The 23758-nt window shown below is 55.2% G+C and carries 22 protein-coding genes; 1 reads left to right on the top strand and 21 read right to left on the bottom strand.

What is annotated here, in order from left to right; genetic code table 11:
• Positions 1–88: 88 nt before the first annotated feature.
• From ybgE to sdhC, 12 genes are all read right to left on the bottom strand, one after another.
• The gene (gene ybgE / locus VIJ98_RS05730; RefSeq protein WP_154153341.1) at positions 89–382 is read right to left on the bottom strand and encodes a cyd operon protein YbgE; all 294 of its coding nucleotides are present in this window, start codon (positions 380–382) and stop codon (positions 89–91) included.
• Positions 382–495 carry a cytochrome bd-I oxidase subunit CydX gene (gene cydX / locus VIJ98_RS05725; RefSeq protein ID WP_007890642.1) on the bottom strand — a complete coding sequence of 38 codons (114 nt, stop codon included), beginning with the start codon at positions 493–495 and terminating at the stop codon, positions 382–384. The genes ybgE and cydX overlap by 1 nt, the downstream gene beginning before the upstream one ends.
• A 15-nt stretch (positions 496–510) precedes the next feature.
• Positions 511–1650, bottom strand: a complete 1140-nt coding sequence (gene cydB / locus VIJ98_RS05720) for a cytochrome d ubiquinol oxidase subunit II (RefSeq protein WP_008107378.1) — start codon at positions 1648–1650, stop codon at positions 511–513.
• 11 nt (positions 1651–1661) lie between these two features.
• Positions 1662–3233: a cytochrome ubiquinol oxidase subunit I gene (gene cydA, locus VIJ98_RS05715; RefSeq protein WP_154153344.1), complete on the bottom strand. Its 1572-nt coding sequence runs from the start codon at positions 3231–3233 to the stop codon at positions 1662–1664.
• A 661-nt stretch (positions 3234–3894) separates the two neighbouring features.
• Complete coding sequence (sucD, locus tag VIJ98_RS05710; RefSeq protein WP_323272691.1) at positions 3895–4770, bottom strand: succinate--CoA ligase subunit alpha; 876 nt, start codon at positions 4768–4770, stop codon at positions 3895–3897.
• Positions 4770–5936 (bottom strand): ADP-forming succinate--CoA ligase subunit beta, encoded by a 1167-nt coding sequence (gene sucC / locus VIJ98_RS05705; RefSeq protein WP_007890646.1) that lies wholly within the window; start codon positions 5934–5936, stop codon positions 4770–4772. Before sucC ends, sucD begins: the two co-directional genes overlap by 1 nt.
• Before the next feature lie 60 nt (positions 5937–5996).
• Complete coding sequence (odhB, locus tag VIJ98_RS05700) at positions 5997–7220, bottom strand: 2-oxoglutarate dehydrogenase complex dihydrolipoyllysine-residue succinyltransferase (protein WP_323272689.1); 1224 nt, start codon at positions 7218–7220, stop codon at positions 5997–5999.
• Between the two features lie 15 nt (positions 7221–7235).
• Positions 7236–10043 carry a 2-oxoglutarate dehydrogenase E1 component gene (gene sucA, locus VIJ98_RS05695; protein ID WP_323272687.1) on the bottom strand — a complete coding sequence of 936 codons (2808 nt, stop codon included), beginning with the start codon at positions 10041–10043 and terminating at the stop codon, positions 7236–7238.
• A gap of 205 nt (positions 10044–10248) precedes the next feature.
• Positions 10249–10965, bottom strand: coding sequence for a succinate dehydrogenase iron-sulfur subunit (locus tag VIJ98_RS05690; protein ID WP_008107369.1), 717 nt, complete (start codon positions 10963–10965; stop codon positions 10249–10251).
• Positions 10966–10979: 14 nt separating this feature from the next.
• Entirely contained in the window at positions 10980–12746 is a 1767-nt protein-coding gene (gene sdhA, locus VIJ98_RS05685; RefSeq protein WP_036649196.1) for a succinate dehydrogenase flavoprotein subunit, read from the bottom strand.
• Positions 12747–13094: a succinate dehydrogenase membrane anchor subunit gene (gene sdhD, locus VIJ98_RS05680; RefSeq protein WP_008107364.1), complete on the bottom strand. Its 348-nt coding sequence runs from the start codon at positions 13092–13094 to the stop codon at positions 12747–12749.
• Positions 13088–13519 (bottom strand): succinate dehydrogenase cytochrome b556 subunit, encoded by a 432-nt coding sequence (gene sdhC / locus VIJ98_RS05675; protein ID WP_154153347.1) that lies wholly within the window; start codon positions 13517–13519, stop codon positions 13088–13090. The genes sdhD and sdhC overlap by 7 nt, the downstream gene beginning before the upstream one ends.
• Positions 13520–14114: 595 nt before the next feature.
• On the opposite strand from sdhC, the gene VIJ98_RS05670 reads away from it, so the two are divergent.
• Positions 14115–15398 (top strand): citrate synthase, encoded by a 1284-nt coding sequence (locus tag VIJ98_RS05670; RefSeq protein ID WP_008107361.1) that lies wholly within the window; start codon positions 14115–14117, stop codon positions 15396–15398.
• Between the two features lie 437 nt (positions 15399–15835).
• On the opposite strand, the gene nei is transcribed toward VIJ98_RS05670, so the two are convergent.
• The 9 genes from nei to phrB all read right to left on the bottom strand — a co-directional run bounded on the left by nei (position 15836) and on the right by phrB (position 23755).
• The gene (gene nei, locus VIJ98_RS05665; RefSeq protein ID WP_323272684.1) at positions 15836–16624 is read right to left on the bottom strand and encodes an endonuclease VIII; all 789 of its coding nucleotides are present in this window, start codon (positions 16622–16624) and stop codon (positions 15836–15838) included.
• 11 nt (positions 16625–16635) lie between these two features.
• Positions 16636–17283 (bottom strand): pyroglutamyl-peptidase I, encoded by a 648-nt coding sequence (gene pcp / locus VIJ98_RS05660; protein WP_154153352.1) that lies wholly within the window; start codon positions 17281–17283, stop codon positions 16636–16638.
• Positions 17284–17290: 7 nt separating this feature from the next.
• Positions 17291–18307 carry a DUF979 domain-containing protein gene (locus VIJ98_RS05655; protein ID WP_323272681.1) on the bottom strand — a complete coding sequence of 339 codons (1017 nt, stop codon included), beginning with the start codon at positions 18305–18307 and terminating at the stop codon, positions 17291–17293.
• Positions 18307–19035, bottom strand: a complete 729-nt coding sequence (locus VIJ98_RS05650; RefSeq protein WP_323272679.1) for a DUF969 domain-containing protein — start codon at positions 19033–19035, stop codon at positions 18307–18309. The genes VIJ98_RS05655 and VIJ98_RS05650 overlap by 1 nt, the downstream gene beginning before the upstream one ends.
• Positions 19036–19093: 58 nt before the next feature.
• On the bottom strand, positions 19094–19831 hold the full coding sequence (pxpA, locus tag VIJ98_RS05645) for a 5-oxoprolinase subunit PxpA (RefSeq protein ID WP_323272677.1): 738 nt from the start codon (positions 19829–19831) through the stop codon (positions 19094–19096).
• Positions 19821–20753, bottom strand: a complete 933-nt coding sequence (pxpC, locus tag VIJ98_RS05640; protein ID WP_323272675.1) for a 5-oxoprolinase subunit PxpC — start codon at positions 20751–20753, stop codon at positions 19821–19823. Before pxpC ends, pxpA begins: the two co-directional genes overlap by 11 nt.
• The gene (gene pxpB, locus VIJ98_RS05635; protein WP_258144767.1) at positions 20747–21403 is read right to left on the bottom strand and encodes a 5-oxoprolinase subunit PxpB; all 657 of its coding nucleotides are present in this window, start codon (positions 21401–21403) and stop codon (positions 20747–20749) included. Before pxpB ends, pxpC begins: the two co-directional genes overlap by 7 nt.
• Before the next feature lie 162 nt (positions 21404–21565).
• Positions 21566–22309 carry a type 2 GTP cyclohydrolase I gene (locus VIJ98_RS05630; protein ID WP_323272672.1) on the bottom strand — a complete coding sequence of 248 codons (744 nt, stop codon included), beginning with the start codon at positions 22307–22309 and terminating at the stop codon, positions 21566–21568.
• 18 nt (positions 22310–22327) lie between these two features.
• Positions 22328–23755 carry a deoxyribodipyrimidine photo-lyase gene (gene phrB / locus VIJ98_RS05625; protein WP_323272670.1) on the bottom strand — a complete coding sequence of 476 codons (1428 nt, stop codon included), beginning with the start codon at positions 23753–23755 and terminating at the stop codon, positions 22328–22330.
• Positions 23756–23758: the final 3 nt, after the last annotated feature.

Here is a 23758-nt window from a genome sequence, read left to right as displayed (position 1 = left end):
GGATTTATAGGATGTTTCTTGACCGGGCGCTGACAAAACCTCACGCCAGCGCCTGAAAATGCAGCGTTTTTAAGTCCTGAACCTGGACTTAATGGTAGAACCAGGAAATTCCTGCCAACAAAATCAACAGAGCGGGCAGAGGTGAGAATAGAGCCTGCCAACGCGTTTGTTGTGGACTGAATCCGGTGCCGTGAATCACGCCGGTACACACAGCCCAAATCAGCAGCAATCCATGCCATATCGCCAAATCACTGGTACGCGCGGCAAAGCGTGAAGGTTGCCAAATAACGCAGCCCGCCAGCCACAGTGCCAGAATTAACGAAAGGGCCCGAAATGGGCCCTTGTCCATCAGACGATACATCGTCCGAATCAGTGTGCGCATCAGACTTGCTCGTCCTTGGCGCTGCTCTCTTCAACATGCTCCAGCGCCAGCGCCGTGATCACACCGAACGCACAGGCCAGCAAGGTGCCAAGAATCCAGGCAAAATACCACATGCTCAATCTCCTTAATCAGTACAGGGAGTGCGTATTGCTCTCAATGTGTTCTTTGGTGATACGGCCAAACATCTTGTAATAACACCAGGCGGTGTACGCCAGGATAATCGGTACAAAGATGATGGCGGCAATGGTCATCACTTTCAGCGTCAGCAGGCTAGACGTGGCATCCCACATCGTCAGGCTGATGCCTGGCACGGTGCTGGATGGCATGATGAACGGGAACATCGCAATCCCGGCCGTCATGATCACGCAAGCTAAGGTCAGTGAAGAAGAGATAAACGCCAGAGCGCCCTTCTCGATACGCGAAAAGAGAATGGTCAGCAGCGGTAACACCACGCCCAACAGCGGGAATAGCCACAATACTGGCATCTGCTCGAAGTTCACCATCCATGCGCCCGCTTCACGCACCACATCTTTACCCAACGGGTTGGATGCGGCGTGATGATCGATAACGCTCTTCAGCACATAACCATCAATGCCGTATTTCACCCACACACCGGCAAGGATGAAGCACACCATCATCACCAGCGCCGAGATTTGCGCGGTGCTGCGGCTGCGGACGTGCAACTCACCGGCAGTACGCATCTGCAGATAGGTTGCGCCCTGCGTCAGGATCATCGCCACACTCACCACGCCCGCCAGCAAGCCAAACGGATTCAGCAGCTGGAAGAAGTTGCCGGTATAGAACAGGCGCAGATATTCGTCAGCATGGAACGGCACGCCTTGCAGCAGGTTGCCGAATGCCACGCCAATCACCAGCGGCGGGACAAAGCTGCCGATGAAAATGCCCCAATCCCACATGCCACGCCAGCGCATATCTTCAATCTTCGAACGGTAATCAAATCCCACCGGACGGAAGAACAGTGAAGCCAGCACCAGAATCATTGCCACATAGAAGCCGGAGAACGCAGCGGCATACACCATTGGCCAAGCGGCAAACAGCGCGCCACCAGCGGTGATCAGCCAAACCTGGTTGCCGTCCCAGTGTGGCGCAATGCTGTTAATCATGATGCGACGTTCAGTATCGGTGCGACCCAAAATGCGGGTCAGCATACCGACGCCCATATCAAAGCCATCGGTGACCGCAAAACCAATCAGCAACACGCCAATCAGCAGCCACCAGACAAAGCGCAATACTTCGTAATCAAACATGGTCGCTCTCCTTATCCACGCGCCGGCTGAGATGATGTCTTCAGCGTTTCATGATGATAGCGGCCGGTTTTCAGGCTGCTTGGACCGAGGCGCGCGAACTTGAACATCAGGTACATTTCCGCCACGAGGAACAAGGTGTAGAGACCGCAAATCAGCGTCATTGAGAACAGCAGATCGCCGACGGTCAATGAGGAGTTAGCGACTGCGGTTGGCAGCACCTCACCAATTGCCCACGGCTGGCGGCCATACTCGGCAACGAACCAACCCGCTTCAATCGCAATCCATGGCAATGGAATGCCGTACAACGCGGCTTTCAGTAACCAGCGCGACTTGCCGATACGGTTACGAATCACGCTCCAGAAGGAGAGCGCAATGATGCCCAGCATCAACACACCGCCCAGCACCATGATACGAAAGGCGAAGTACAGCGGCGCAACACGTGGGATTGAGTCTTTCGTCGCTTTCTGGATCTGCTCTTCGCTGGCGTTAGCCACATCCGGCGTATAGCGCTTCAGCAGCAGGCCATAACCCAGATCCTTTTTGCTGGCTTCAAACTGGCTGCGCACAGCAGGATCTTTGCTACCACCGCGCAGTTCGTTCAGCAGCGCGTAGGCTTTCATGCCGTTACGAATACGCACTTCATGCTGCGCCAGCAGATCTTTCAAACCGGTGACTGGCGTATCGACTGAACGCGTAGCGATCAAGCCGAGCAGGTACGGAATCTGAATCGCATATTTGTTTTCCTGGGTTTCCTGGTCCGGAATGCCAAACAGCGTAAACGCAGCTGGAGCCGGTTGGGTTTCCCATTCCGCTTCAATCGCCGCCAGCTTGGTTTTCTGCACGTCGCCGATTTCATAACCAGATTCGTCACCCAGCACGATCACCGACAAAATCGCCGCCATACCGAAGCTGGCTGCGATAGCAAAGGAGCGTTTAGCGAAAGCAATATCGCGCCCTTTCAGCAGATACCATGCGCTGATACCAAGGATGAACATCGCACCTGTGGTGTAGCCAGCGGCCACGGTGTGCACAAACTTAACCTGCGCAACCGGATTTAGCACCAGCTCGGAGAAGCTCAGCATCTCCATACGCATGGTTTCAAAATTGAACTCGGAAGCAATCGGGTTTTGCATCCAGCCGTTCGCCACCAGAATCCACAGCGCGGACATGTTGGAACCGAGCGCCACCAGCCAGGTCACCGCAAGGTGTTGCACCTTGCCGAGGCGATCCCAGCCGAAGAAGAACAGGCCAACAAAGGTGGATTCGAGGAAGAACGCCATCAAGCCTTCAATGGCGAGCGGCGCACCGAAGATATCGCCGACATAGTGTGAGTAATATGACCAGTTGGTACCGAACTGGAATTCCATGGTCAGGCCGGTAGCCACGCCGAGCGCAAAGTTGATACCAAACAACTTGCCCCAGAACTTGGTCATATCTTTATAAATTTGTTTCCCCGTCAGGACATATACGGTTTCCATGATCGCCAATAAAAACGCCATACCCAGCGTTAATGGCACGAACAGGAAATGGTACATCGCCGTCAGGGCAAACTGTAAACGCGACAGCTCGACAATATCTAACATGATGACTCCTTGCTCCTCGCATGAACTTCCCCTGCGGATGACAACGGCAAACAACATACATTGACGCGCAGAATAAGATTCAGGAACGACTGATTATTGATTCCAGTTTTGTTACTGATAGAACAGAGAAAGCTGTTGCCCGAAGAAGGCGAGTAACAGTGATAAAATTCCCTTAAAAACCGATCTTTTCAGTCAATTTTAAGCAGGAGTGGAATGAGGAGGCGGCAGAATTGATATAACAACGCCTGGCACAAACTCCTGAAAAATTATGACGAAGACTGAATTGATGCAGCGCAATTTATACCGGTTAGTCGCTGTTTTGCTAGCGGTAAAGTTTCCTATAACTCGCTATTTATTGATCTGGATTAAGACAATAAATTTCCAGATATGTAGTGTTAAAGTGGTTGTTAATTAGATGTCACAACATCATCATATAATTAAGAATATAATTACCTTTTCCGCAATTATTTAACCTCGATCTGGAAAGTCGTGTGCCAATTGTTTGACGAAGATCCAGCGTCTTTTCCCTTCTTTACCCTGATGACAGAGTAAGCATAGCCGCTGTTTTTGAAACCGTTACGCTTTTTGCCCCTATTTTCGGCGGGTTATTACCAAAAAAAAGCCACCCGAAGGTGGCTTTTTAATGTCAGTCAATACTGGCTTATTTGATTGGCAGAACCGCTTTAACCGCGTCACCAATGTCTGCCAGGCTGCGTACGGTTTTCACACCGGCCGCTTCCAGCGCAGCAAATTTCTCATCAGCAGTACCTTTACCACCGGCAATGATGGCGCCTGCGTGGCCCATACGTTTGCCTTTCGGTGCAGTCACACCCGCGATGTAGCCGACAACCGGCTTGGTCACGTGTGCTTTGATGTAGGATGCTGCTTCTTCTTCCGCGCTACCACCGATCTCACCGATCATCACGATCACTTCGGTCTGTGGATCTTCCTGGAACAGTTTCAGGATGTCGATGAAGTTAGAACCTGGGATCGGGTCGCCACCGATACCTACGCAGGTTGACTGGCCGTAGCCGATGTCAGTGGTCTGCTTAACGGCTTCATAAGTCAGCGTACCTGAACGCGATACGATACCGACGCGGCCTGGCTGGTGAATGTGGCCCGGCATGATACCGATCTTACATTCGCCTGGCGTGATCACGCCTGGGCAGTTCGGGCCGATCATGCGTACGCCAGCTTCATCCAGCTTCACTTTCACGGTCAGCATATCCAGCGTTGGGATACCTTCGGTGATGGTGATGATCAGTTTGATGCCCGCATCGATCGCTTCCAGAATACCGTCTTTGCAGAACGGCGCTGGAACGTAGATAACGGTGGCGGTTGCGCCGGTCGCTTCTACTGCTTCACGCACGGTGTTGAACACCGGCAGTCCGAGATGCGTGGTGCCACCTTTGCCTGGCGTTACACCGCCAACCAGCTGCGTACCATAGGCCAGCGCCTGCTCAGAGTGGAACGTCCCTTGACCACCGGTGAAACCCTGGCAAATGACTTTGGTGTTTTTGTCGATCAAAATGGACATTATTTACCCTCCGCTGCAGCTACAACACGCTGTGCAGCGTCTGTCAGGCTGGTTGCTGCAATGATGTTCAGACCGCTGTCCGCCAGTTTCTTAGCGCCCAGCTCGGCGTTGTTACCTTCCAGACGTACCACAACTGGTACGTTCACACCCACTTCTGCCACCGCACCGATGATGCCGTCTGCGATCAGGTCGCAACGCACGATGCCGCCGAAGATGTTAACGAACACGGCTTTTACCGCATCGTCAGACAGGATGATTTTGAAGGCTTCGGTCACGCGCTCTTTGGTTGCGCCGCCGCCAACGTCCAGGAAGTTTGCTGGCTCACCACCGTGGTGTTTCACGATGTCCATGGTGCCCATTGCCAGACCGGCGCCGTTCACCATACAGCCGATGTTGCCATCCAGCGCAACGTAGTTCAGTTCCCACTGCGTTGCATGTGCTTCACGTGGATCTTCCTGGCTCGGATCGCGCATTTCACGCAGTTCCGGCTGACGGAACAGTGCGTTACCGTCTGCACCCAGTTTGCCATCGAGGCAGATCAGGTCGCCCTGCTTGGTGATCACCAGCGGGTTGATTTCAACCATCGCCAGATCGCGCTCGAGGAACATGGTCGCCAGACCCATGAAGATTTTGGTGAACTGGCTAACTTGCTTACCGGTCAGGCCGAGTTTGAACGCCAACTCGCGGCCCTGATATGGCTGTGGACCCGCTAATGGATCCAGCGCCATCTTGTGGATCAAGTGTGGCGTTTCTTCTGCCACTTTCTCAATCTCAACACCGCCTTCAGTCGAGGCCATGAAGATCACGCGACGAGTCGCACGGTCAACAACCGCACCAAGATACAGCTCCTGATCGATATCAGTCGCGGCTTCAACCAGAATCTGGTTTACCGGCTGACCATGCGCATCAGTTTGATAGGTCACCAGACGTTTGCCCAGCCAATGCTCAGCAAAAGCACGAATGTCTTCTTTGCTGTTAACCACTTTCACGCCACCCGCTTTACCGCGGCCACCGGCATGAACCTGACATTTCACTACCCACGGACCTGCGCCGATTTTAGACGCGGCTTCTTCAGCTTCACGTGGCGTGGTGCAGGCATAGCCTGTCGGTGCTGGCATGCCATAGCGCGCAAACAGCTGCTTCGCCTGGTATTCATGTAAATTCATGATGTTCTATCCATTCAGGTATGAGTTTGGGCGCGCCTTCACACCGCGCGCCCGGCGAAATTAGACGTCCAGCAGCAGGCGAGCTGGATCTTCCAGCATCTCTTTCACCGCGACCAGATAGCCAACGGATTCACGACCATCAATCAAACGGTGATCGTAAGAGAGCGCCAGATACATCATTGGCAGAATCACTACCTGACCATTGACCGCCATTGGGCGATCTTTGATGGCGTGCATGCCCAGAATCGCGCTCTGCGGTGGGTTGATGATTGGCGTAGACATCAGCGAACCAAACACACCACCGTTGGTGATGGTGAAGTTACCGCCGGTCAACTCTTCAACCGTCAACTTGCCGTCACGGCCTTTCACCGCCAGCTCTTTAATTTTCTTCTCAATGTCGGCCATGCTCAGCGCATCAACATCTTTCAGCACTGGCGTTACCAGACCACGCGGCGTAGAAACCGCAATGCTCACATCGAAATAGTTGTGGTAAACCACATCTTCGCCATCAATCGACGCGTTCACTTCCGGGAAGCGTTTCAGCGCTTCAACCACCGCTTTGATGTAGAAGGACATGAAGCCCAGACGCACGCCGTGGCGCTTCTCGAACGCATCGCCGTACTGCTTGCGCAGGTCCATGATTGGCTTCATGTTGATTTCGTTGAACGTGGTCAACATCGCGGTGCTGTTTTTCGCTTCCAGCAGACGCTCGGCAACACGCTTACGCAGACGCGTCATCGGTACGCGTTTTTCGCTGCGGTTAGCCACAGCGGCCTGCGGTGCAGCAGCAGCGGCTGGCGCTGGTGCGGCTTTGCCACCGTCGGCTTTCTTCGCCAGATGTTTTTCCACATCTTCACGCGTCAGACGGCCGCCAACGCCGGTGCCTTTGATCTGGCTGGCATCGAGGTTGTTTTCAGCAATCAGACGGCGAACCGCTGGGCTGAGCGCATCGTTGCTCTCTTCTTCCAGAGAAGCGGTCTGACGCTGTGCTGGTGTAGACTCTTTGCTTTCCGCTTTTGCCGCAGTCTCTTTCCCGCTGCTGTTGCCCTCTTTCAGACGGCCCAGAATCTGACGAGAAGTGACGGTAGCGCCTTCATCTTCCAGCACGGCTTCCAGAATGCCGTCCGCTGAAGCAGGCACTTCCAGCACCACTTTGTCAGTTTCAATCTCTACCAGTACTTCATCGCGGCTCACGGAGTCGCCGGGTTTTTTGTGCCAGGTTGCAACCGTTGCGTCCGCTACGGATTCAGGCAAATCGGGAACGAGAATTTCTACGCTACTCATTTTCTTTCCTTTTTATTAACCAAGGTTCAGCGCGTCATTAACCAGGTCTTGTTGCTGTTTTTGATGTACGGACATGTAGCCCACGGCCGGTGAAGCAGAAGCCGGACGGCCTGCATAACGCAGTGACGCACCAAATGGAACCACTTCGCGGAAATGATGCTGACTGCAATACCATGCGCCCTGATTCAACGGCTCTTCCTGACACCACACGAAATCCTGCACATGAGCATAGTTTTTCAATACTTCCTGCACGACTTTGTGCGGGAACGGATAGAGTTGTTCGATACGCACGATGGCCACGTCGGTCTGCTCGTTTTTACGACGCTGCTCCAGCAGATCGTAATAAACCTTGCCCGAACACAGTACGACGCGTTTAACCTGCTGCGGATCGAGATCGTCGATCTCACCAATCGCCGGCTGGAAGCTGCCAGTGGCCAACTCTTCCAGGCTGGAAATGGCCAGTGGATGACGCAGCAGTGATTTTGGTGACATGACGATCAGCGGACGGCGCATACCGCGCAGCGCCTGACGACGCAGCATGTGGTAAACCTGCGCTGGCGTAGAAGGCACGCACACCTGCATGTTCTGTTCAGCACAGAGTTGCAGATAACGCTCCAGACGCGCTGACGAGTGCTCAGGACCCTGACCTTCATAACCGTGCGGCAGCAACATTACCAGGCCACACATACGGCCCCATTTCTGCTCGCCGGAGCTGATGAACTGGTCGATCACCACCTGTGCACCGTTGGCGAAGTCACCAAACTGCGCTTCCCAAATGGTCAGCACGCGCGGTTCTGCAGTGGCGTAACCGTATTCGAAGGCCAGTACCGCTTCTTCAGACAGCACGGAATCCCACACTTTGAACTGACCCTGACCGTTATGGACATGGTGCAGCGGCGTGTAGGTTGAGCCGTTGGTCTGGTTGTGGATCACAGCATGACGGTGGAAGAAGGTACCGCGACCGGTATCTTCACCGGAAAGACGTACCGGAATCCCTTCGTCAACCAGCGTGGCGTAAGCGAGGTTTTCAGCACCGCCCCAGTCGAACGCTTTGTTGCCTTCGGCCATCTCTTTGCGATCGTTGTAGATCTTGGCCACGCGAGACTGCACTTCTACCGATTCCGGTACGCTGCTGATGCGGCGCGCCAGTTCCTGCAGGCGTTTCAGTTCCACGGTTGCCGGGTAGCTTTCGTCCCACTCGTGGTTCAGATATGGCGACCAGGTGAATGAATGCAGGCTCATCGGACGCCATTCCGGCACCACGCATTCGCCTTCATCCAGCGCGTCGCGGTACAGGTTAACCATCTCGGTGGCATCTTCAGTGGTCGCAACACCTTCGCTTTCCAGCTGATCGGCGTAGATTTTACGCGGCGTTGGATGCTTTTTGATTTTCTGGTACATCAACGGCTGAGTTGCACTTGGCTCGTCGGCTTCGTTGTGGCCGTGACGGCGATAGCACACCAGATCGATAAACACATCACGTTTAAAGGTGTTGCGATAATCCAGCGCCAGGCGAGTGACAAACGCCACCGCTTCTGGATCGTCCGCGTTAACGTGGAAAATCGGTGCCAGCACCATCTTGCCGATATCAGTACAGTACGGCGTAGAACGCGCATCTTTCGGGTTGGAGGTGGTGAAACCAACCTGGTTGTTAATCACGATGCGAACGGTACCGCCCACTTCGTAACCACGCGCCTGCGACATGTTCAGGGTTTCCTGCACCACGCCCTGGCCGATAACAGCAGCATCACCGTGAATGGTGATTGGCAGAACTTTGTTGCTGCTTGGCTCGGCCAGACGATCCAGACGCGCACGCACCGAACCCATCACTACCGGGCTCACGATTTCCAGATGCGACGGGTTGAACGCCAGCGCCAGATGCACCAGGCCGCCTTCGGTTTCCACGTCAGACGAGAAGCCCATGTGGTACTTCACGTCGCCGGTGCCGAGGTGTTCTTTGTGCTTGCCGGAGAACTCGTCAAACAGATCCTGCGGCTTCTTACCTAATACGTTGATCAGTACGTTCAGACGACCACGGTGCGCCATACCCAGCACCACTTCGCGCGTACCGCTCTTGCCAGCGTGACGAATCATCTCGCGCAGCATTGGCACCAGCGCATCACCGCCTTCCAGCGAGAAGCGCTTCGCACCCGGGAATTTCGCGCCCAGATATTTTTCCAGGCCTTCTGCCGCGGTCAGCTCTTTCAGGAAACCTTTTTTCTCGTCGCTGCTGAAAGACGCGTGGCCCACCACCGATTCCAGACGCTGCTGAATCCAGCGCTTCTCGTCAGTGTTGTTGATGTGCATGTACTCTGCACCAATTGAGCCACAGTAAGTCTGCTGCAGCGCCGCAAACAGATCGGCCAGCTTCATAGTCTCTTTGCCGATAGCAAAAGAACCTACGTTAAAGCTTTCCTGAAAATCGGCGTCGGTCAGATCGTGATAAGCCGGATCGAGGTCGGCTACCGTGTCCTGTTTCCACAGGCCAAGCGGATCGAGGTTTGCATGCTGATGGCCGCGGAAGCGGAACGCATTAATCAGCTGCAGCACTTTAACCTGTTTGGAGTTGGTTGCTGGATCGGTCACGGTTGATGTGTAACGCGTGGCGTCTTTAGCCAGGCGGCGGAAGTAATCACGCGTGGTGGAGTGAAATTGCTCAGGTTTCACGCCAGTGCCCGGCAGCTGTTGGAACAGCTCGCGCCACATGTCATCAACTGAGTCAGGATCGGTCAGGAAATCCTCATAGAGTTGCTCTATGTAAGATTGGTTCGCGCCGGCCAGCCAGGAGGAGTCCAGCCAGGGTTTCATCGCGCTGTTCTGCATTGTGATCCCTTAAGCATTAATCTGCTTTTTATGAGGTTTCATTTTTTACCGCTTACGCGGCTTGCCGTAGTGAGTTCAGCGATACGAACCTGTGCGCTACCGGCGCCTGGCTCGTAAGGGAACCTTTATAAGCGTGGTCAGCACCGCGCTTATAGAGGCTTCCGTAAACATCCGGGAACCTGGGTTCCCGGACAGTGACTTTCTGTTACGCCCCGCGTTGCAGCAGCATCGACTTAATATGGCCGATGGCGCGCGTTGGGTTTAGGCCTTTCGGGCACACGCTCACACAGTTCATGATGCTGTGACAGCGGAAAACACTGAAAGCATCGTTTAGATTGTCGAGACGCGCATTGGTTTCCGTATCGCGGCTGTCGATCAGGAAACGGTAAGCGGCCAGCAGGCCAGCCGGACCAACAAACTTGTCCGGATTCCACCAGAACGACGGGCACGACGTTGAGCAGCAGGCGCAGAGAATACACTCGTACAAACCGTCCAGATGCTCACGCTCAGCAGGGCTCTGTAAATGCTCGCGTGCCGGTGGATTTTCCCCATTATTCAACAGGAAAGGCTTAATCTTCTCATACTGTGCATAGAATTGTCCCATGTCTACCACGAGGTCGCGGATCACCGGCAAACCAGGCAGTGGACGGATAACAATTTTCTTCGTGCCGTTACCCAGCGCAGAGATTGGTGTGATGCATGCCAGACCGTTTTTACCGTTCATGTTCAAACCATCTGAACCGCACACGCCTTCACGGCATGAGCGACGGAAAGCCAGCGTTGGGTCTTTCTCTTTCAGACGAATCAGCGCATCCAGCAGCATCATGTCGCGACCATCTTCCGACTCCAGCGTGTATTCCTGCATACGCGGTTTGTCGTCGACTTCCGGGTTGTAACGATAGATAGAAAATTCGAGTCTCATGATGATCTCCGCAATTAGTAGGTACGCGCTTTCGGCGGGAAGGCCGCACGCAGTTTCGGTTGCATGTTCACCTCACGGCGCGTCATGCTTTCCGTCTGCGGAACATAGAGACTGTGGCACAGCCAGTTTTCATCATCGCGATCCGGGAAGTCGAAGCGGCTATGCGCGCCACGGCTTTCGGTACGGAAGTTGGCGGCGACAGCAGTGGCGTAAGCGGTTTCCATCAGGTTATCCAGCTCAAGGCACTCGATACGCTGGGTGTTGAAGTCCGGCGAACGATCATCCAGACGCGCCGATTTCAAACGCTCACGAATCACTTTCAGCTCTTCCAGACCTTCACGCATTGCATCGCCATCGCGGAATACCGAGAAGTTGTTCTGCATGCAGCGCTGCAGCGCTTTACGGATTTCGACAGGATCTTCACCGGTGGTGTTATTTTCCCAACGGTTGAAGCGCGCCATCGCTTCATCGAGATTTTCCTGCGTGGCTTCACGCAGTTCGCCCTGCTCTTCAATACACTCCAGCAGATGCACACCGGCTGCGCGGCCGAACACCACCAGATCGAGCAGCGAGTTGCCGCCGAGGCGGTTAGCGCCGTGTACCGATACGCAGGCGATTTCGCCGACAGCGAACAGACCCGGAATCACCTCATCCTGGCCCTGCTCGTTCACGCGCAGCGCCTGGCCGGTCACTTTGGTCGGCACGCCGCCCATCATGTAGTGGCAGGTTGGGATCACCGGAATCGGTTCTTTGATTGGGTCAACGTGCGCAAAGGTACGCGACAGCTCAAGGATGCCAGGCAGACGCGATTCCAGTACATCGGCACCGAGATGGTCGAGCTTCAGTTTAATGTGCGGACCCCAAGGGCCATCGCAACCGCGACCTTCACGGATTTCCACCATCATTGAACGTGCAACCACATCACGACCCGCCAGATCTTTGGCGTTCGGCGCATAACGTTCCATGAAGCGTTCACCATGCTTATTCAGCAGGTAACCACCTTCACCACGGCAACCTTCAGTAACCAGCACGCCCGCACCGGCAATACCGGTTGGGTGGAACTGCCACATTTCCATATCCTGCACTGGCACGCCTGCGCGCAGCGCCATACCAACGCCATCACCGGTGTTGATGTGGGCGTTAGTGGTGGACTGGTAAATACGGCCCGCGCCGCCGGTCGCCAGAATGGTGGCCTTGGCTTTGAAATAGACGGTTTCGCCGGTTTCCATGCAGATAGCCGTACAGCCGACAATCGCACCGTCTTCGTTTTTCACCAGATCCAGCGCATACCATTCGGAGAAGATGGTGGTTTTGTTCTTCAGGTTCTGCTGATACAGCGTATGCAGCAAGGCGTGGCCGGTACGGTCGGCCGCAGCTGCGGTACGCGCCGCCTGCTCACCGCCGAAATTCTTCGACTGACCGCCAAACGGACGCTGATAGACGCGGCCGTCATCAAGACGAGAGAAAGGCAATCCCATATGTTCCAGTTCCAGAATCGCTTCTGGACCGACATGACACATATATTCGATCGCGTCCTGGTCGCCGATAAAGTCGGAACCTTTGACGGTATCGTACATGTGCCATTCCCAGTTATCGTCATGGGTGTTACCCAGCGCGACGGTAATACCGCCCTGCGCCGATACAGTATGGGAACGGGTTGGGAAAACTTTGGATAACAGGGCACAAGTCTGGCCCGATTGGGAGATTTGCAAGGCGGCGCGCATACCTGCGCCACCTGCGCCGATCACCACGGCATCAAATTCTCTGACTGGCAAACTCATTTACACACCCCACACCACAACAAATCCATAAATTGCGTACGACAGCAGCGCAACCACAATCACAAACTGCAGGAGCAAACGGGTTGCTACTGGTTTCACGTAGTCAGTCAGCACTTGCCACATTCCAATCCAGCCGTGGATGAGAATCGAGAACAGCGTCAACATAGTGAACACTTTAGTGAAGGCGGATGAAAAGAAGCCATGCCAGACGTCATACGTCAGCGTGCCTGTCATCACGACAAAACCGAGGATGTAGATGATGTAAAGCGTCATTAAGATTGCAGCAGCACGCAGTAACAGCCAGTCATGGATACCGTTGCGTCCTAATGCAGAAGCATTGCTTACCATACGAGGACTCCAGCCAAAATTGAGAGCACGACAGTGATAACAAAAGCCGCTTGCGCGGAACGGGTTCCCACCTGCAGGGTTTCTTCCATAAAGCCAAAATCAGCCAACATATGACGAATACCGCCCACGACGTGATACGCCAGCGCAGTTAAAATGCCCCACATGATGAATTTGGCAAAGAAGCTATCCATGATGGATGCCGCTTGCTGGAAGCCTTCAGGAGAAGAGAGGGAGAGACCCAGTAACCAGAGCAGAATTCCGAGAGCGACAAAGGTGATCACGCCGGAGACGCGGTGGAGAATGGACGATATTGCAGTAACGGGAAACCGGATCGTCGAGAGATCCAAGTTAACAGGTCTTTGTTTTTTCACGGTTTTGCCCACACAGCTCTTTTTTATTTTGCTTCCTCCGGTCCTGAGTTGCATCAGAGACACAGCGTGTGTTCAGACTGCAACCGCCACCAAAATAGCAACATCCAGTGTTAAATAAAGCGGGTAAAACGCTGGGTGGCTCCTGGTGTCAGGGTGTTCCGGAGACCTGGCCGCAGTATAGGAGGATCACATTCTGATTACAATTCCCCTACAATCTCTTTGGTCACATTTAGGCTGAACAGTGATCACCTTCACGAATTTCACAATTTATACATTTTTAATTATCTGATTTGACAAAGAATAAACATTTCAGTTACAAACAATCGCATTAAAGCCCTATGATGCACAAAAGTTATGGGGATACACTTTCCCCTAAGCTCAAGTTATGTAACATTGCCAATACAAGTTATATAAAGCATCAGGTTATTGGTTACCAAGAAGTTATGTCGTGACAGGAACTTTAACATCCTCGATGTGCAGCATGTCATGCCCCGATGCCACCGAATGGCCCAAATTCAGCGTTTACTCTGTAACCTTGCCTAACCAACGTTACCGTAGAGTGATGCTGGGAAGATTGTGGTTTTATGCAACATGGAGGCTATTCTGGTGTCTAAGATCCTTACCTTAAAGGCGCTATGGAGACGAAATAATGACAGATAAAAAAGTGACGCTAACCCTACAAGATAATACGTCTGTTGAACTGGACGTGATGCAAGGCACGCTGGGACAAGATGTTGTTGATGTCCGCGCCCTTGGCTCTCAAGGCCTGTTCACCTTCGATCCCGGCTTCACCTCTACGGCGTCCTGCGAATCTAAAATCACCTTTATTGATGGTGACGAAGGTATTCTGTTACACCGTGGTTTCCCGATTGATCAGCTGGCAACCCACTCAAACTATCTCGAAGTGTGTTACATCCTGCTGAATGGCGAAGCCCCGACCCAAGCCCAGTTTGAAGAGTTCCGCACCACCGTTACCCGCCACACCATGATCCACGAGCAAATCACCCGACTGTTCCACGGCTTCCGCCGCGATTCGCATCCAATGGCGGTGATGTGTGGTGTGACCGGTGCGCTGGCAGCGTTTTATCACGACTCTTTAGACGTCAACATTGAACGTCACCGTGAAATCGCTGCGTTCCGCCTGCTGTCGAAAATGCCGACCATGGCGGCGATGTGCTACAAGTACTCGATTGGTCAGCCGTTTGTGTATCCACGTAACGACCTCTCTTATGCCGGTAACTTCCTGCACATGATGTTCGCCACGCCGTGCGAAGAGTACAAAGTGAATCCAGTACTTGAACGCGCGATGGACCGTATTCTGATTCTGCACGCCGACCATGAGCAGAATGCTTCAACCTCTACCGTGCGTACCGCAGGATCTTCAGGCGCGAACCCGTTTGCCTGTATCGCCGCCGGTATCGCTTCACTGTGGGGACCGGCGCACGGCGGTGCCAACGAAGCGACACTGCGCATGCTGGAGGAGATCAGTACCGTTGATCACATCCCTGAGTTTGTTAAACGTGCGAAAGATAAAAACGATTCGTTCCGTCTGATGGGCTTCGGCCACCGCGTGTATAAAAACTACGATCCACGTGCCACCGTGATGCGCGATACCTGTCACGAAGTACTGAACGAACTGGGCATGAAAGATGATCTACTGGAAGTGGCGATGGAGCTGGAACACATCGCGCTGAACGACCCGTACTTCATCGAGCGTAAACTCTATCCAAACGTCGATTTCTATTCAGGCATCATTCTGAAAGCGATGGGCATCCCGTCTTCCATGTTTACCGTTATCTTCGCGATGGCGCGTACGGTCGGTTGGATTGCACACTGGAAAGAGATGCACGACGAAGGCATGAAAATCGCCCGTCCGCGTCAGCTGTATACCGGTTATACCGAGCGTCCATTCACCTCGGCGCTGGATAAATAAGAGAAAGGCGGCCATCTGGCAACGCCGATTAGTTAAGCGCAGAGCGACTTTCGTTCGCCATGTGCTAAGCAGTTGCAGCACCTTGGTGCGGCGACCGAGCAGAGGGCGTCATGGCCACGCCCTCTGCACTCCCGGGCCCTGCGCCAGCCCAACCCGCCGCTGCGCGGTCCCTTCACTCATTCACGATTCCTGACGGACCGGTGGCGATTCGCTCCTGCTCAGCGCCACCTCTCGCCGCATCCGTGCGGCTCGTCCTGGAATCCCTCACTCGCTCAGCGAGTTGGGATGTCGCCCCAACACCCGCGCTGTAGTATCAGTACGTTTTCTTGACTCACAATCGCTACAAACTCCGTAGGGTCGCCATTCATGGCGACCTGGTGCGCATGAATGCGCACCCTACGAAAACCAGGCACCAGCGTTAAGCACTAAACGCAGCGCTACAACTGGCATCCCGGACACCAGTAAAACGGCCGCGATGACAGCACGCCCTTCTCAATCACCGCTCCACATCGCCGACACTTTTTGCCCTGCCGATGAAACACCTCGAAGCGAAACGCTGCCTCTTCGTGATACTTCTTCATGCTGCCACGCATCTGATATGACAAACGCGGCACCGCCAGCATCGCTTCACTCAATGCCGTCAGCTGCTGCTCGCTGAGATCCTGCGCCCGATGCGATGCCAGCAATCCGGCATGCCACAAAATCTCCACGCGCAGATAATTACCAAGGCCAGCTAAAAAGGCCTGATCGAGTAACAAGCCGCTGAACTGACGACGACGAAAACGCGGCGACAGTAAACGCTCGCGCACCTCTTCCACCGTTAAACTGGTATCCAGCACATCCGGGCCTACACGTTGCAAAAACGGATGCGCCGCTAAGGTATCAGCATTGAGCAGCTCAATATCCGACGCGCTATACAGCAAAATGGTTTTATCCGCGGTAGCGAGCCGTACGCGCAGCTGGCGCGTGGTATTCGGCTGCGTGCCGGTGGGCACCACGCGCCACACGCCGTACAGCTGATTGTGGCTGTAGAGCGTCAAACCGTTAGAGAAGTGGGTGAGCAACGCTTTACCGCGCGTTTCGAAGGCGTTGATGGTGGCATCCATCAGCGCCGGTTCGTAGGTTTTCAGCTGTGGAAAGGCAAACCACACATCGGTGAGTGGTTTGCCGACCATTGCCTCTGCCAGCTGATCCGCCGCGCGGCGGATCTCCGGTCCCTCAGGCATAACAACTCCTGTTAATGCGTGGCGCCACCGACGACGCGGATATCATTTTCGGTACTCAGGATCACCTGCAGCGAAGTTTCCAGCGCCTGAATCACGCTAGACGTCGCCATGCTGGCCACGCCCGGATGGTGCACCGCTTGTTCCGGCATATACGGAATGTGAATAAATCCGCCGCGCGCCTTGCTGTTGGTGGTGTGAATCCAGTGCAGCAGGCTGTACATCACGTGGTTGCAGGTGAAGGTACCGGCGGTTTGCGATACCGAAGCCGGTACGCCAACTTCGCGCAGCGCGGCAACCATCGCTTTGATCGGCAGCGTGGAGAAATAGGCCGCCGGGCCATCCGCCTCAATCGGCTGATCGATCGGTTGCTGCTGGCTGTTATCCGGAATACGTGCGTCGTCCACGTTAATCGCGACACGTTCAACCGTAATATCGGCGCGGCCGCCAGCCTGCCCAACACACAACACGCGATCGGGTTGAATCTCGTCCAGCGCGCGCGTCAGCACTTCACCGCAGGTGGCAAACACCACCGGCAACTGTCGTACAACAATGCGCGCACCGGCGATCTCTTTGCCGTCGAAGGTGCGCACGGCTTCCCACGAAGGGTTGATAGTTTCGCCACCAAAAGGCTCAAACGCCGTCATTAACACCGTTTTCATTGCAACCTCACAAGAACATCAGGAAGTAGAGCAGGAAAATATTCACTACCAACAGTAGCACACCGGTTGGCACCTGAGCCTTGATCACCGCGTTGCGGTCCGGCAGCTCCAACAGGCGCGCGGGCACGATGTTGAAGTTGGCCGCCATTGGTGTCATCAGCGTGCCGCAATAGCCGGAGAACATACCAATCGCCGCCATCACCGCCGGATTGCCGCCGTGCTGCAGCACCAGAATCGGAATACCAATGCCGGCGGTCACAATCGGGAAGGCAGCAAAGGCGTTACCCATCACCATGGTCAGCAACGCCATACCCACCGCATAGACCGCGACGGCAATCAGACGATTATCCACCGCCAGATACTGCTCGGTGAGGTGCGAAATCGCCGTGCCGACACCGGCACTGGTGAACAGCAGGCCAAGCGTGGCCAGAATCTGCGGCAGGATAAACGCCCAACCCACCGCGTCCAGCAGACGACGGGTTTCCTGCATCGACTGCAGCGGCTTTTCATGGGTAATTTTCAACGCGATCAGCCAGCCCAGCAGGCAGCCAATCATCATTGAGAACAGCGTCACCAGCGTGGAGTGATTACCGGGACCAAACACCGTGTCCTGCAAGCCGGGAATATGGTTAAACGCCAGCACGCCAATCACCGTTACCAGCGGAATCGCCAGCGCTGGCAGGAACAGTTTGTTATGCAGGCGTTTAGCGCTCTCCTGCTTCTGCTCATCGCTACGTTGATGATAACGCCCCAGACGCACGCCACCGAAACCGGCAATCAGCGCCATTAACACCACGGCTACGCCCACGCCAATATGCAACCAGCGGCGGCCCAGTTCAGCATCGCCCGCCCATTGTCCCATCAGTTGATAAGCACCATCACCAATCAGGAAAATCAGACCATACAATGCCCAGAACAGCCCGGTGGTAAAACGACGCGGGTTAGCGCTGTCACGCCAGGAAAGCACGGCGACCACCAGCAGGATCACGCCTGCCAGCCACATCAAATATTGTTGCTGGAACATTACTTCCCTCCTTTGGCGTTCAGCGCCTGCTGGTTTAACACGCCTAATTCACGCGACAGCTGGCGATCAAGACGCACCAGACGGGCGGAATGAATGAGGAAAGCACAAAGGGCGGTCGGGATGCCCCAAAGCGCAATATGCAGCGGTTCGGTGCTGATACCGGCAGATTCCTGCATGAAGTTATGCATGAAGATAATCGCGCCAAAGGCAACGAAGATATCCTCGCCAAAGAACAGACCAATGTTATCGGTCGCCGCAGACATGGCGCGCAGACGATAGCGCACGTCTGGCGGGACGTCACCGTAACGGTTTTCGGTAGCGCCTTCAGCCATCGGCGCCAGCAGTGGACGCACCATCTGTGGATGGCCGCCGAGACTGGTTAAGCCCAGCGCGGCGGTGGCTTCACGCACAAACAGGTAGACGATCAGTAAGCGGCCGGCGGTAGCGGTTTTGATCTGCGCGATCCAGCTTTGCGCGCGCTCTTTCAGACCATGACGCTCCAGCAAACCGATAACAGCCAGCGGCAGCAGCAGAATCAGCGGCAGGTTGCGCGTATTGAGGAAGCCTGAGCCGAGTTTTTCCAGAATGTCTGCCAGCGGCAGATGCGCCGCCAGCCCGGTGACGAAGCCCGCCACAATTACCACCAGCACCGGGTTAAAGCGCAGCACAAAACCCAGAATGATGGCGGCAATACCCAACAGCGGCCAGAGGTTTACCACGTTATCCATGTTGTTCCCTTATGTGAAAAGACAAAGCCCGGCGTGATGCCGGGCAATGAGTAAAACGTTAAGCGCTGGTGACAGCAATCTGATGTGTCGCAAAGGCGGCGCGAAGCGTGCGGGCGAACTGCAGCGCGTGTGCGCCATCGCCGTGTAAACAGACGGTTTCGGCGTTAACCTTGACCCATTCTCCGCTGATGCTCTGCACCTGACGCTGCTGTATCATCGCCAGCGTTTGCGCCAGCGCCTGATCGGCATCTTCAATCATCGCGTGCGGCTGGCTGCGTGGCACTAACGCCCCGCTCGCCAGATAGCCGCGATCGGCAAACACCTCTTCGCGGGTGCGCAGACCATAATGCGCCGCCGCCGCAATCGATGCGCTGCCCGCCAATCCCACCAGAATCAATCCGCTATCCACGGCTTTCACCGCGCGCGCAATGGCATCCGCCAGTTGCGGATCGCCCGCCGCCTGGTTGTACAGCATGCCGTGCGGCTTGACGTGCACCAGCCGTTCGCCTTCGCTCTCCGCAATGCTTTTCAACGCACCAATCTGGTAGATCATCTGCGCATACACGGTTTCCGGTGGCAGCTGCATGGCGGTACGACCAAAGTTTTCCCGATCGGGGAAACTCGGATGGGCACCAATCGCCACGCCCGACGCTTTGGCCCAGCGCACCGATTGCAGCATGGTTTGCGCATCACCGGCGTGGAAGCCGCAGGCGATATTGGCTGAACTCACCAGCGTCAACAGTTCCTGATCGCTGGCGCTGCCTTCGCCGAGATCGGCGTTAAGATCAATCTTCATGTGCCAATCCCCAGGCTATTTGGTCGAAGGAACGTTGTTGATGCTGTTTGGCGTGAATCGCGTCTTCCAGCGTGCAGTGGATAAAGTGAATCGGTTCGCCGAGGCGAATTTGCGCCAGATGATAGAGATCGGCTTCGATGATGCAGGCAATACGCGGATAGCCGCCGGTAGTTTGTGCGTCCGCCATCAACACAATCGGCTGACCATTGGGCGGCACCTGCACCACACCGGGCACTAAACCGTGCGACAGCAAATCGCGTGTTGCATCGCGATGCAGTTGACGTCCCTGCAGACGATAGCCCATGCGGTTACTTTGCGGACTGAGCTTCCACGGACTGCGCCAGAAACCCTGCTGCGCCTCACGCGAGAACTCGTTATATTCCGGGCCCGCTAAGGCGCGGATGCGGTTGCCCCACAGCAGCTGCCGCACGCCGGCTTTATCTTTGAAGTCGCGCGTCGGTTTACCCAGCGGCAGTTCGTCGCCATCCTGCAGTTTACGTCCCTGCCAGCCACCAAACGCCGCCTTAAGATCGGTACTCACCGAACCAAGCATTTCCGGCACGGCAAAGCCACCGTTGACCGCCAGATAGCTGCGCATACCGCGCGTTGGCGTTGCCAGCGTCAGCACCTGCCCTTTTTTCACCGGCAGACGCCAGCCAGTCCAGACCGGTTTGCCATCCAGATCGGCATTGCAACCCGCGCCGGTCAACGCAAACCAGCCATCGCGGGTAAACTGCGCTCTAAATTGTCCCAGCACGATTTCCAGCACCGCGCTCTGCTCGGGGTTGCCCACCAGCATATTGGCGGTACGCATTGCTGGTTGATCGAGTGCGCCGCCCACGCTGATGCCATATTGGCGGAAGCCGGTGCGGCCGTGGTCTTGCAACGAGGTCATCATGCCCGCGCGGAGAATTTTTAACATACGCCCTCCTGCTGCGGCACAAAGCGCACGCTATCGCCGGGGCGTAACAATGTAGGTGGATGCTGAAGTGGATCGAACAGGCTAAGCGGTGTGTGACCAATCAGTTGCCAGCCGCCGGGCGCGGCTAACGGATAAATACCGGTTTGGCTACCGCCGATGCCCACCGAGCCGCTCGGCACAATCACGCGCGGCTCAGCGCGGCGCGGCGTGTGTAAACGCTCATCCAGGCCGCCGAGATAGGGGAAACCAGGCTGAAAGCCGATGAAATAAACCACGTAATCGATGCTGCTGTGCAGTTCTACCGCTTGCTTTGGCGTCATGTTGGCGCGCTCGGCGACCACCTGCAGATCTGGTCCGCCCGCGCCGCCGTAAACTACAGGAATCTCGACGCGGCGCGATTCCGGCAGCTGCGCTTCGCTCTCTTCCCACCAGCGCTGCAAACGCTCAATGGCGTCCAATGCATTGAGTTGCGGATCGCGCAGCAGCAACGTCAGGTTGTTCATTCCAGGAATCACTTCCTCTACCTGCTCGTTCTGCTGCAGTCGCTGACACAATCCCCAGATGCGCTGCTGACTGGTCAACGAAACCGGCGGTTCCAGTTCCAGCACCACCGCGCGCTCACCTAGCAGATAACAACGTGCTCGTTGCAAAAACAACCTCCTGGTCAAATTCAAAACATAACGTAGGGTCGCCATTCATAGCGACCGGGCATCACGTTTATGCGTAAAGGCAATAAGTTATGCGAAAGTGACAGAGATGTGTCAACAGATTTGCGCCCTTAAACGCAGGTTAAGGGCGTGAGAGTGGAAGAATCAGGCAGGATTATCGATGTCGATAAAGGTCACATCAAGGGCATGATGGGCGGCTAACCACTCGCCCAGCGCCTTGATGCCGCCGCGTTCGGTCGCGTGGTGTCCGGCGGCAAAGAAGTGCAAACCTTGTTCGCGCGCGCTGTGGATGGTTTGTTCAGAAACTTCGCCGGTAATAAAGGCATCAACGCCAAAGGCTGCTGCGCTATCGATAAAACCCTGACCGCCGCCGCTGCACCAGGCAACGCGCTTGATCAATGCCGGCGCATTATCGCCGCAGTGCAGCGGTGTGCGACCTAATCGCTGGGCAATTTTCTGCGCCAGCGCCGTGCCACTCACTGGTTCTGCCAGCTCGCCCCACGGCACCAGCGGTTGAATCTCGCCTTTCACTTCAATATCAAACAGGCGCGCCAGCTGCGCGTTATTACCTAACTCGGAGTGCGCATCCAGCGGCAGATGCCAGCCATACAGGTTGATATCATTGGCTAACAGCGTACGCAGACGCTGGCGCTTCATGCCTTTGATTACGGGCGCTTCGCTTTTCCAGAAGTATCCGTGATGCACCAGCACCGCATCGGCGTTGCGCTTCACCGCTTCATCCAGCAGCGCCTGACAAGCGGTGACGCCGGTGATGATGGTTTTAACCTCGGCGCGTCCTTCAACCTGCAAACCGTTCGGCGCATAGTCGCTGAAGGCGCTGTTATTCAGCTGCAGATTGACGATCTGTTCTAACTCGACATTATTCATTACGGCTCCCTGACCGCCTCAAGCCGCGCTGCGAGCGCGCTCAAAGGCGTCTAGTGTCTTTTTACGTGCGTCCTTATGTTCCACGATTGGCGCGGGATAATCGAGTTTCTTGTTATTTTTCTGCGCCCACACCTGCGGCTGATGGATATCGCTGTCGGGCACTTCCTTTAATTCCGGCAGCCACTGACGGATAAACGCGCCCTGTTTATCAAAACGCTCGCCCTGCGTGGTGGGATTGAAGATACGAAAATAGGGCGCGGCATCGGTGCCGGTTGACGCTGCCCACTGCCAGCCGCCGTTGTTAGCGGCCAGATCGCCATCAATCAGCTGCTGCATGAAATAGCGCTCGCCTTCACGCCAGTCGATCAACAGATCCTTCACCAGAAAACTGGCGGTAATCATACGCAAGCGATTGTGCATCCAGCCGAGCGTGTTGAGCTGGCGCATGGCTGCATCAACAATCGGATAGCCGGTTTTACCCTGCTGCCAGGCTTTTAGGTGCGCTTCGTTTTGCTGCCAATCGACATTGCGCGTCCAGTCGACAAACGGCTGATGCTTACACAGCGCAGGAAATGCCACCATCAGATGACGATAGAATTCGCGCCAAATCAGTTCGTTCAGCCAGGTAAAAGCCGTGCCCTCGTTAAGCGCATCGGGATGCTCTTTTAATACGCGATGCAGACATTGACGCGGCGACAACACGCCAATCGCCAGATAGGCCGATAACCGACTGGTGCCGTCAATGGCCGGCAAATCACGTTGATCCGGATAATGTTGCACCGCCTGTTTGGCGAAGTGGCGCAGCTGTTTTAACGCGGCCTCTTCCCCTGCCGGGAACAAGCTGTCATCAAAAGCTTCACAGAGATAATCAAAGGCGGGAATCTTCTTTTTGATGCTGATGGGCGCGCCGTCACGCGCTTTCGGCGCGTGATAGCACTCCGGCAAGCCCTGATGCAGGCGACGAACAAAGGCTCTGCTGAACGGCGTGAACACCTTGAACATGGTATTGCTGCCGGTTTGCACGCTGCCCGGCGGCAACAGTAGGCTGTCGTCGAATCCCTGACAAATCACGCCCTGCGCATCCAGACGTTTTTCTGCCCTGGCATCGCGTTCTCGTTCGTTGATTTCGTACTGATAGTTGTAGAACAGCGCATCAACCTGCTGCTGCTTGCAAAATTCCGCCAGATAATCAATCGAAGCGGCAAAGTCATCACACTGATGGAAGTGCAAAGGAATGCCGCGTTCGGCCAGCGATGCCTGCAACAAACTGAGATTTTGCTGGATGAACGCCGCCTGCTTAGGTGCCATGTGGTGCTGCTGCCACTGCTGTGGTGTGGCTATAAACAGCGCCATCACTGTAGCCTGGCTATCGCGGCAGGCAGCGGCCAGCGCCATGTTGTCATTGATGCGCAGATCGTTACGCAACCAAACTAAATGGGTGGTCATAAA

The sequence above is a fragment of the Pantoea sp. S18 genome (assembly GCF_045689705.1).
Lineage (GTDB): Bacteria > Pseudomonadota > Gammaproteobacteria > Enterobacterales > Enterobacteriaceae > Pantoea > Pantoea symbiotica.
This window is presented reverse-complemented; position numbering and strand designations above follow the sequence as displayed.

Excerpts from the sequence above, each read along its gene's own strand:
- ybgE (WP_154153341.1), bottom strand. The coding sequence starts at position 382 with ATGCGCACACTGATTCGGACGATGTATCGTCTGATGGACAAGGGCCCA.
- cydX (WP_007890642.1), bottom strand. The coding sequence starts at position 495 with ATGTGGTATTTTGCCTGGATTCTTGGCACCTTGCTGGCCTGTGCGTTC.
- cydB (WP_008107378.1), bottom strand. The coding sequence starts at position 1,650 with ATGTTTGATTACGAAGTATTGCGCTTTGTCTGGTGGCTGCTGATTGGC.
- cydA (WP_154153344.1), bottom strand. The coding sequence starts at position 3,233 with ATGTTAGATATTGTCGAGCTGTCGCGTTTACAGTTTGCCCTGACGGCG.
- sucD (WP_323272691.1), bottom strand. The coding sequence starts at position 4,770 with ATGTCCATTTTGATCGACAAAAACACCAAAGTCATTTGCCAGGGTTTC.
- sucC (WP_007890646.1), bottom strand. The coding sequence starts at position 5,936 with ATGAATTTACATGAATACCAGGCGAAGCAGCTGTTTGCGCGCTATGGC.
- odhB (WP_323272689.1), bottom strand. The coding sequence starts at position 7,220 with ATGAGTAGCGTAGAAATTCTCGTTCCCGATTTGCCTGAATCCGTAGCG.
- sucA (WP_323272687.1), bottom strand. The coding sequence starts at position 10,043 with ATGCAGAACAGCGCGATGAAACCCTGGCTGGACTCCTCCTGGCTGGCC.
- VIJ98_RS05690 (WP_008107369.1), bottom strand. The coding sequence starts at position 10,965 with ATGAGACTCGAATTTTCTATCTATCGTTACAACCCGGAAGTCGACGAC.
- sdhA (WP_036649196.1), bottom strand. The coding sequence starts at position 12,746 with ATGAGTTTGCCAGTCAGAGAATTTGATGCCGTGGTGATCGGCGCAGGT.
- sdhD (WP_008107364.1), bottom strand. The coding sequence starts at position 13,094 with ATGGTAAGCAATGCTTCTGCATTAGGACGCAACGGTATCCATGACTGG.
- sdhC (WP_154153347.1), bottom strand. The coding sequence starts at position 13,519 with ATGCAACTCAGGACCGGAGGAAGCAAAATAAAAAAGAGCTGTGTGGGC.
- VIJ98_RS05670 (WP_008107361.1), top strand. The coding sequence starts at position 14,115 with ATGACAGATAAAAAAGTGACGCTAACCCTACAAGATAATACGTCTGTT.
- nei (WP_323272684.1), bottom strand. The coding sequence starts at position 16,624 with ATGCCTGAGGGACCGGAGATCCGCCGCGCGGCGGATCAGCTGGCAGAG.
- pcp (WP_154153352.1), bottom strand. The coding sequence starts at position 17,283 with ATGAAAACGGTGTTAATGACGGCGTTTGAGCCTTTTGGTGGCGAAACT.
- VIJ98_RS05655 (WP_323272681.1), bottom strand. The coding sequence starts at position 18,307 with ATGTTCCAGCAACAATATTTGATGTGGCTGGCAGGCGTGATCCTGCTG.
- VIJ98_RS05650 (WP_323272679.1), bottom strand. The coding sequence starts at position 19,035 with ATGGATAACGTGGTAAACCTCTGGCCGCTGTTGGGTATTGCCGCCATC.
- pxpA (WP_323272677.1), bottom strand. The coding sequence starts at position 19,831 with ATGAAGATTGATCTTAACGCCGATCTCGGCGAAGGCAGCGCCAGCGAT.
- pxpC (WP_323272675.1), bottom strand. The coding sequence starts at position 20,753 with ATGTTAAAAATTCTCCGCGCGGGCATGATGACCTCGTTGCAAGACCAC.
- VIJ98_RS05630 (WP_323272672.1), bottom strand. The coding sequence starts at position 22,309 with ATGAATAATGTCGAGTTAGAACAGATCGTCAATCTGCAGCTGAATAAC.
- phrB (WP_323272670.1), bottom strand. The coding sequence starts at position 23,755 with ATGACCACCCATTTAGTTTGGTTGCGTAACGATCTGCGCATCAATGAC.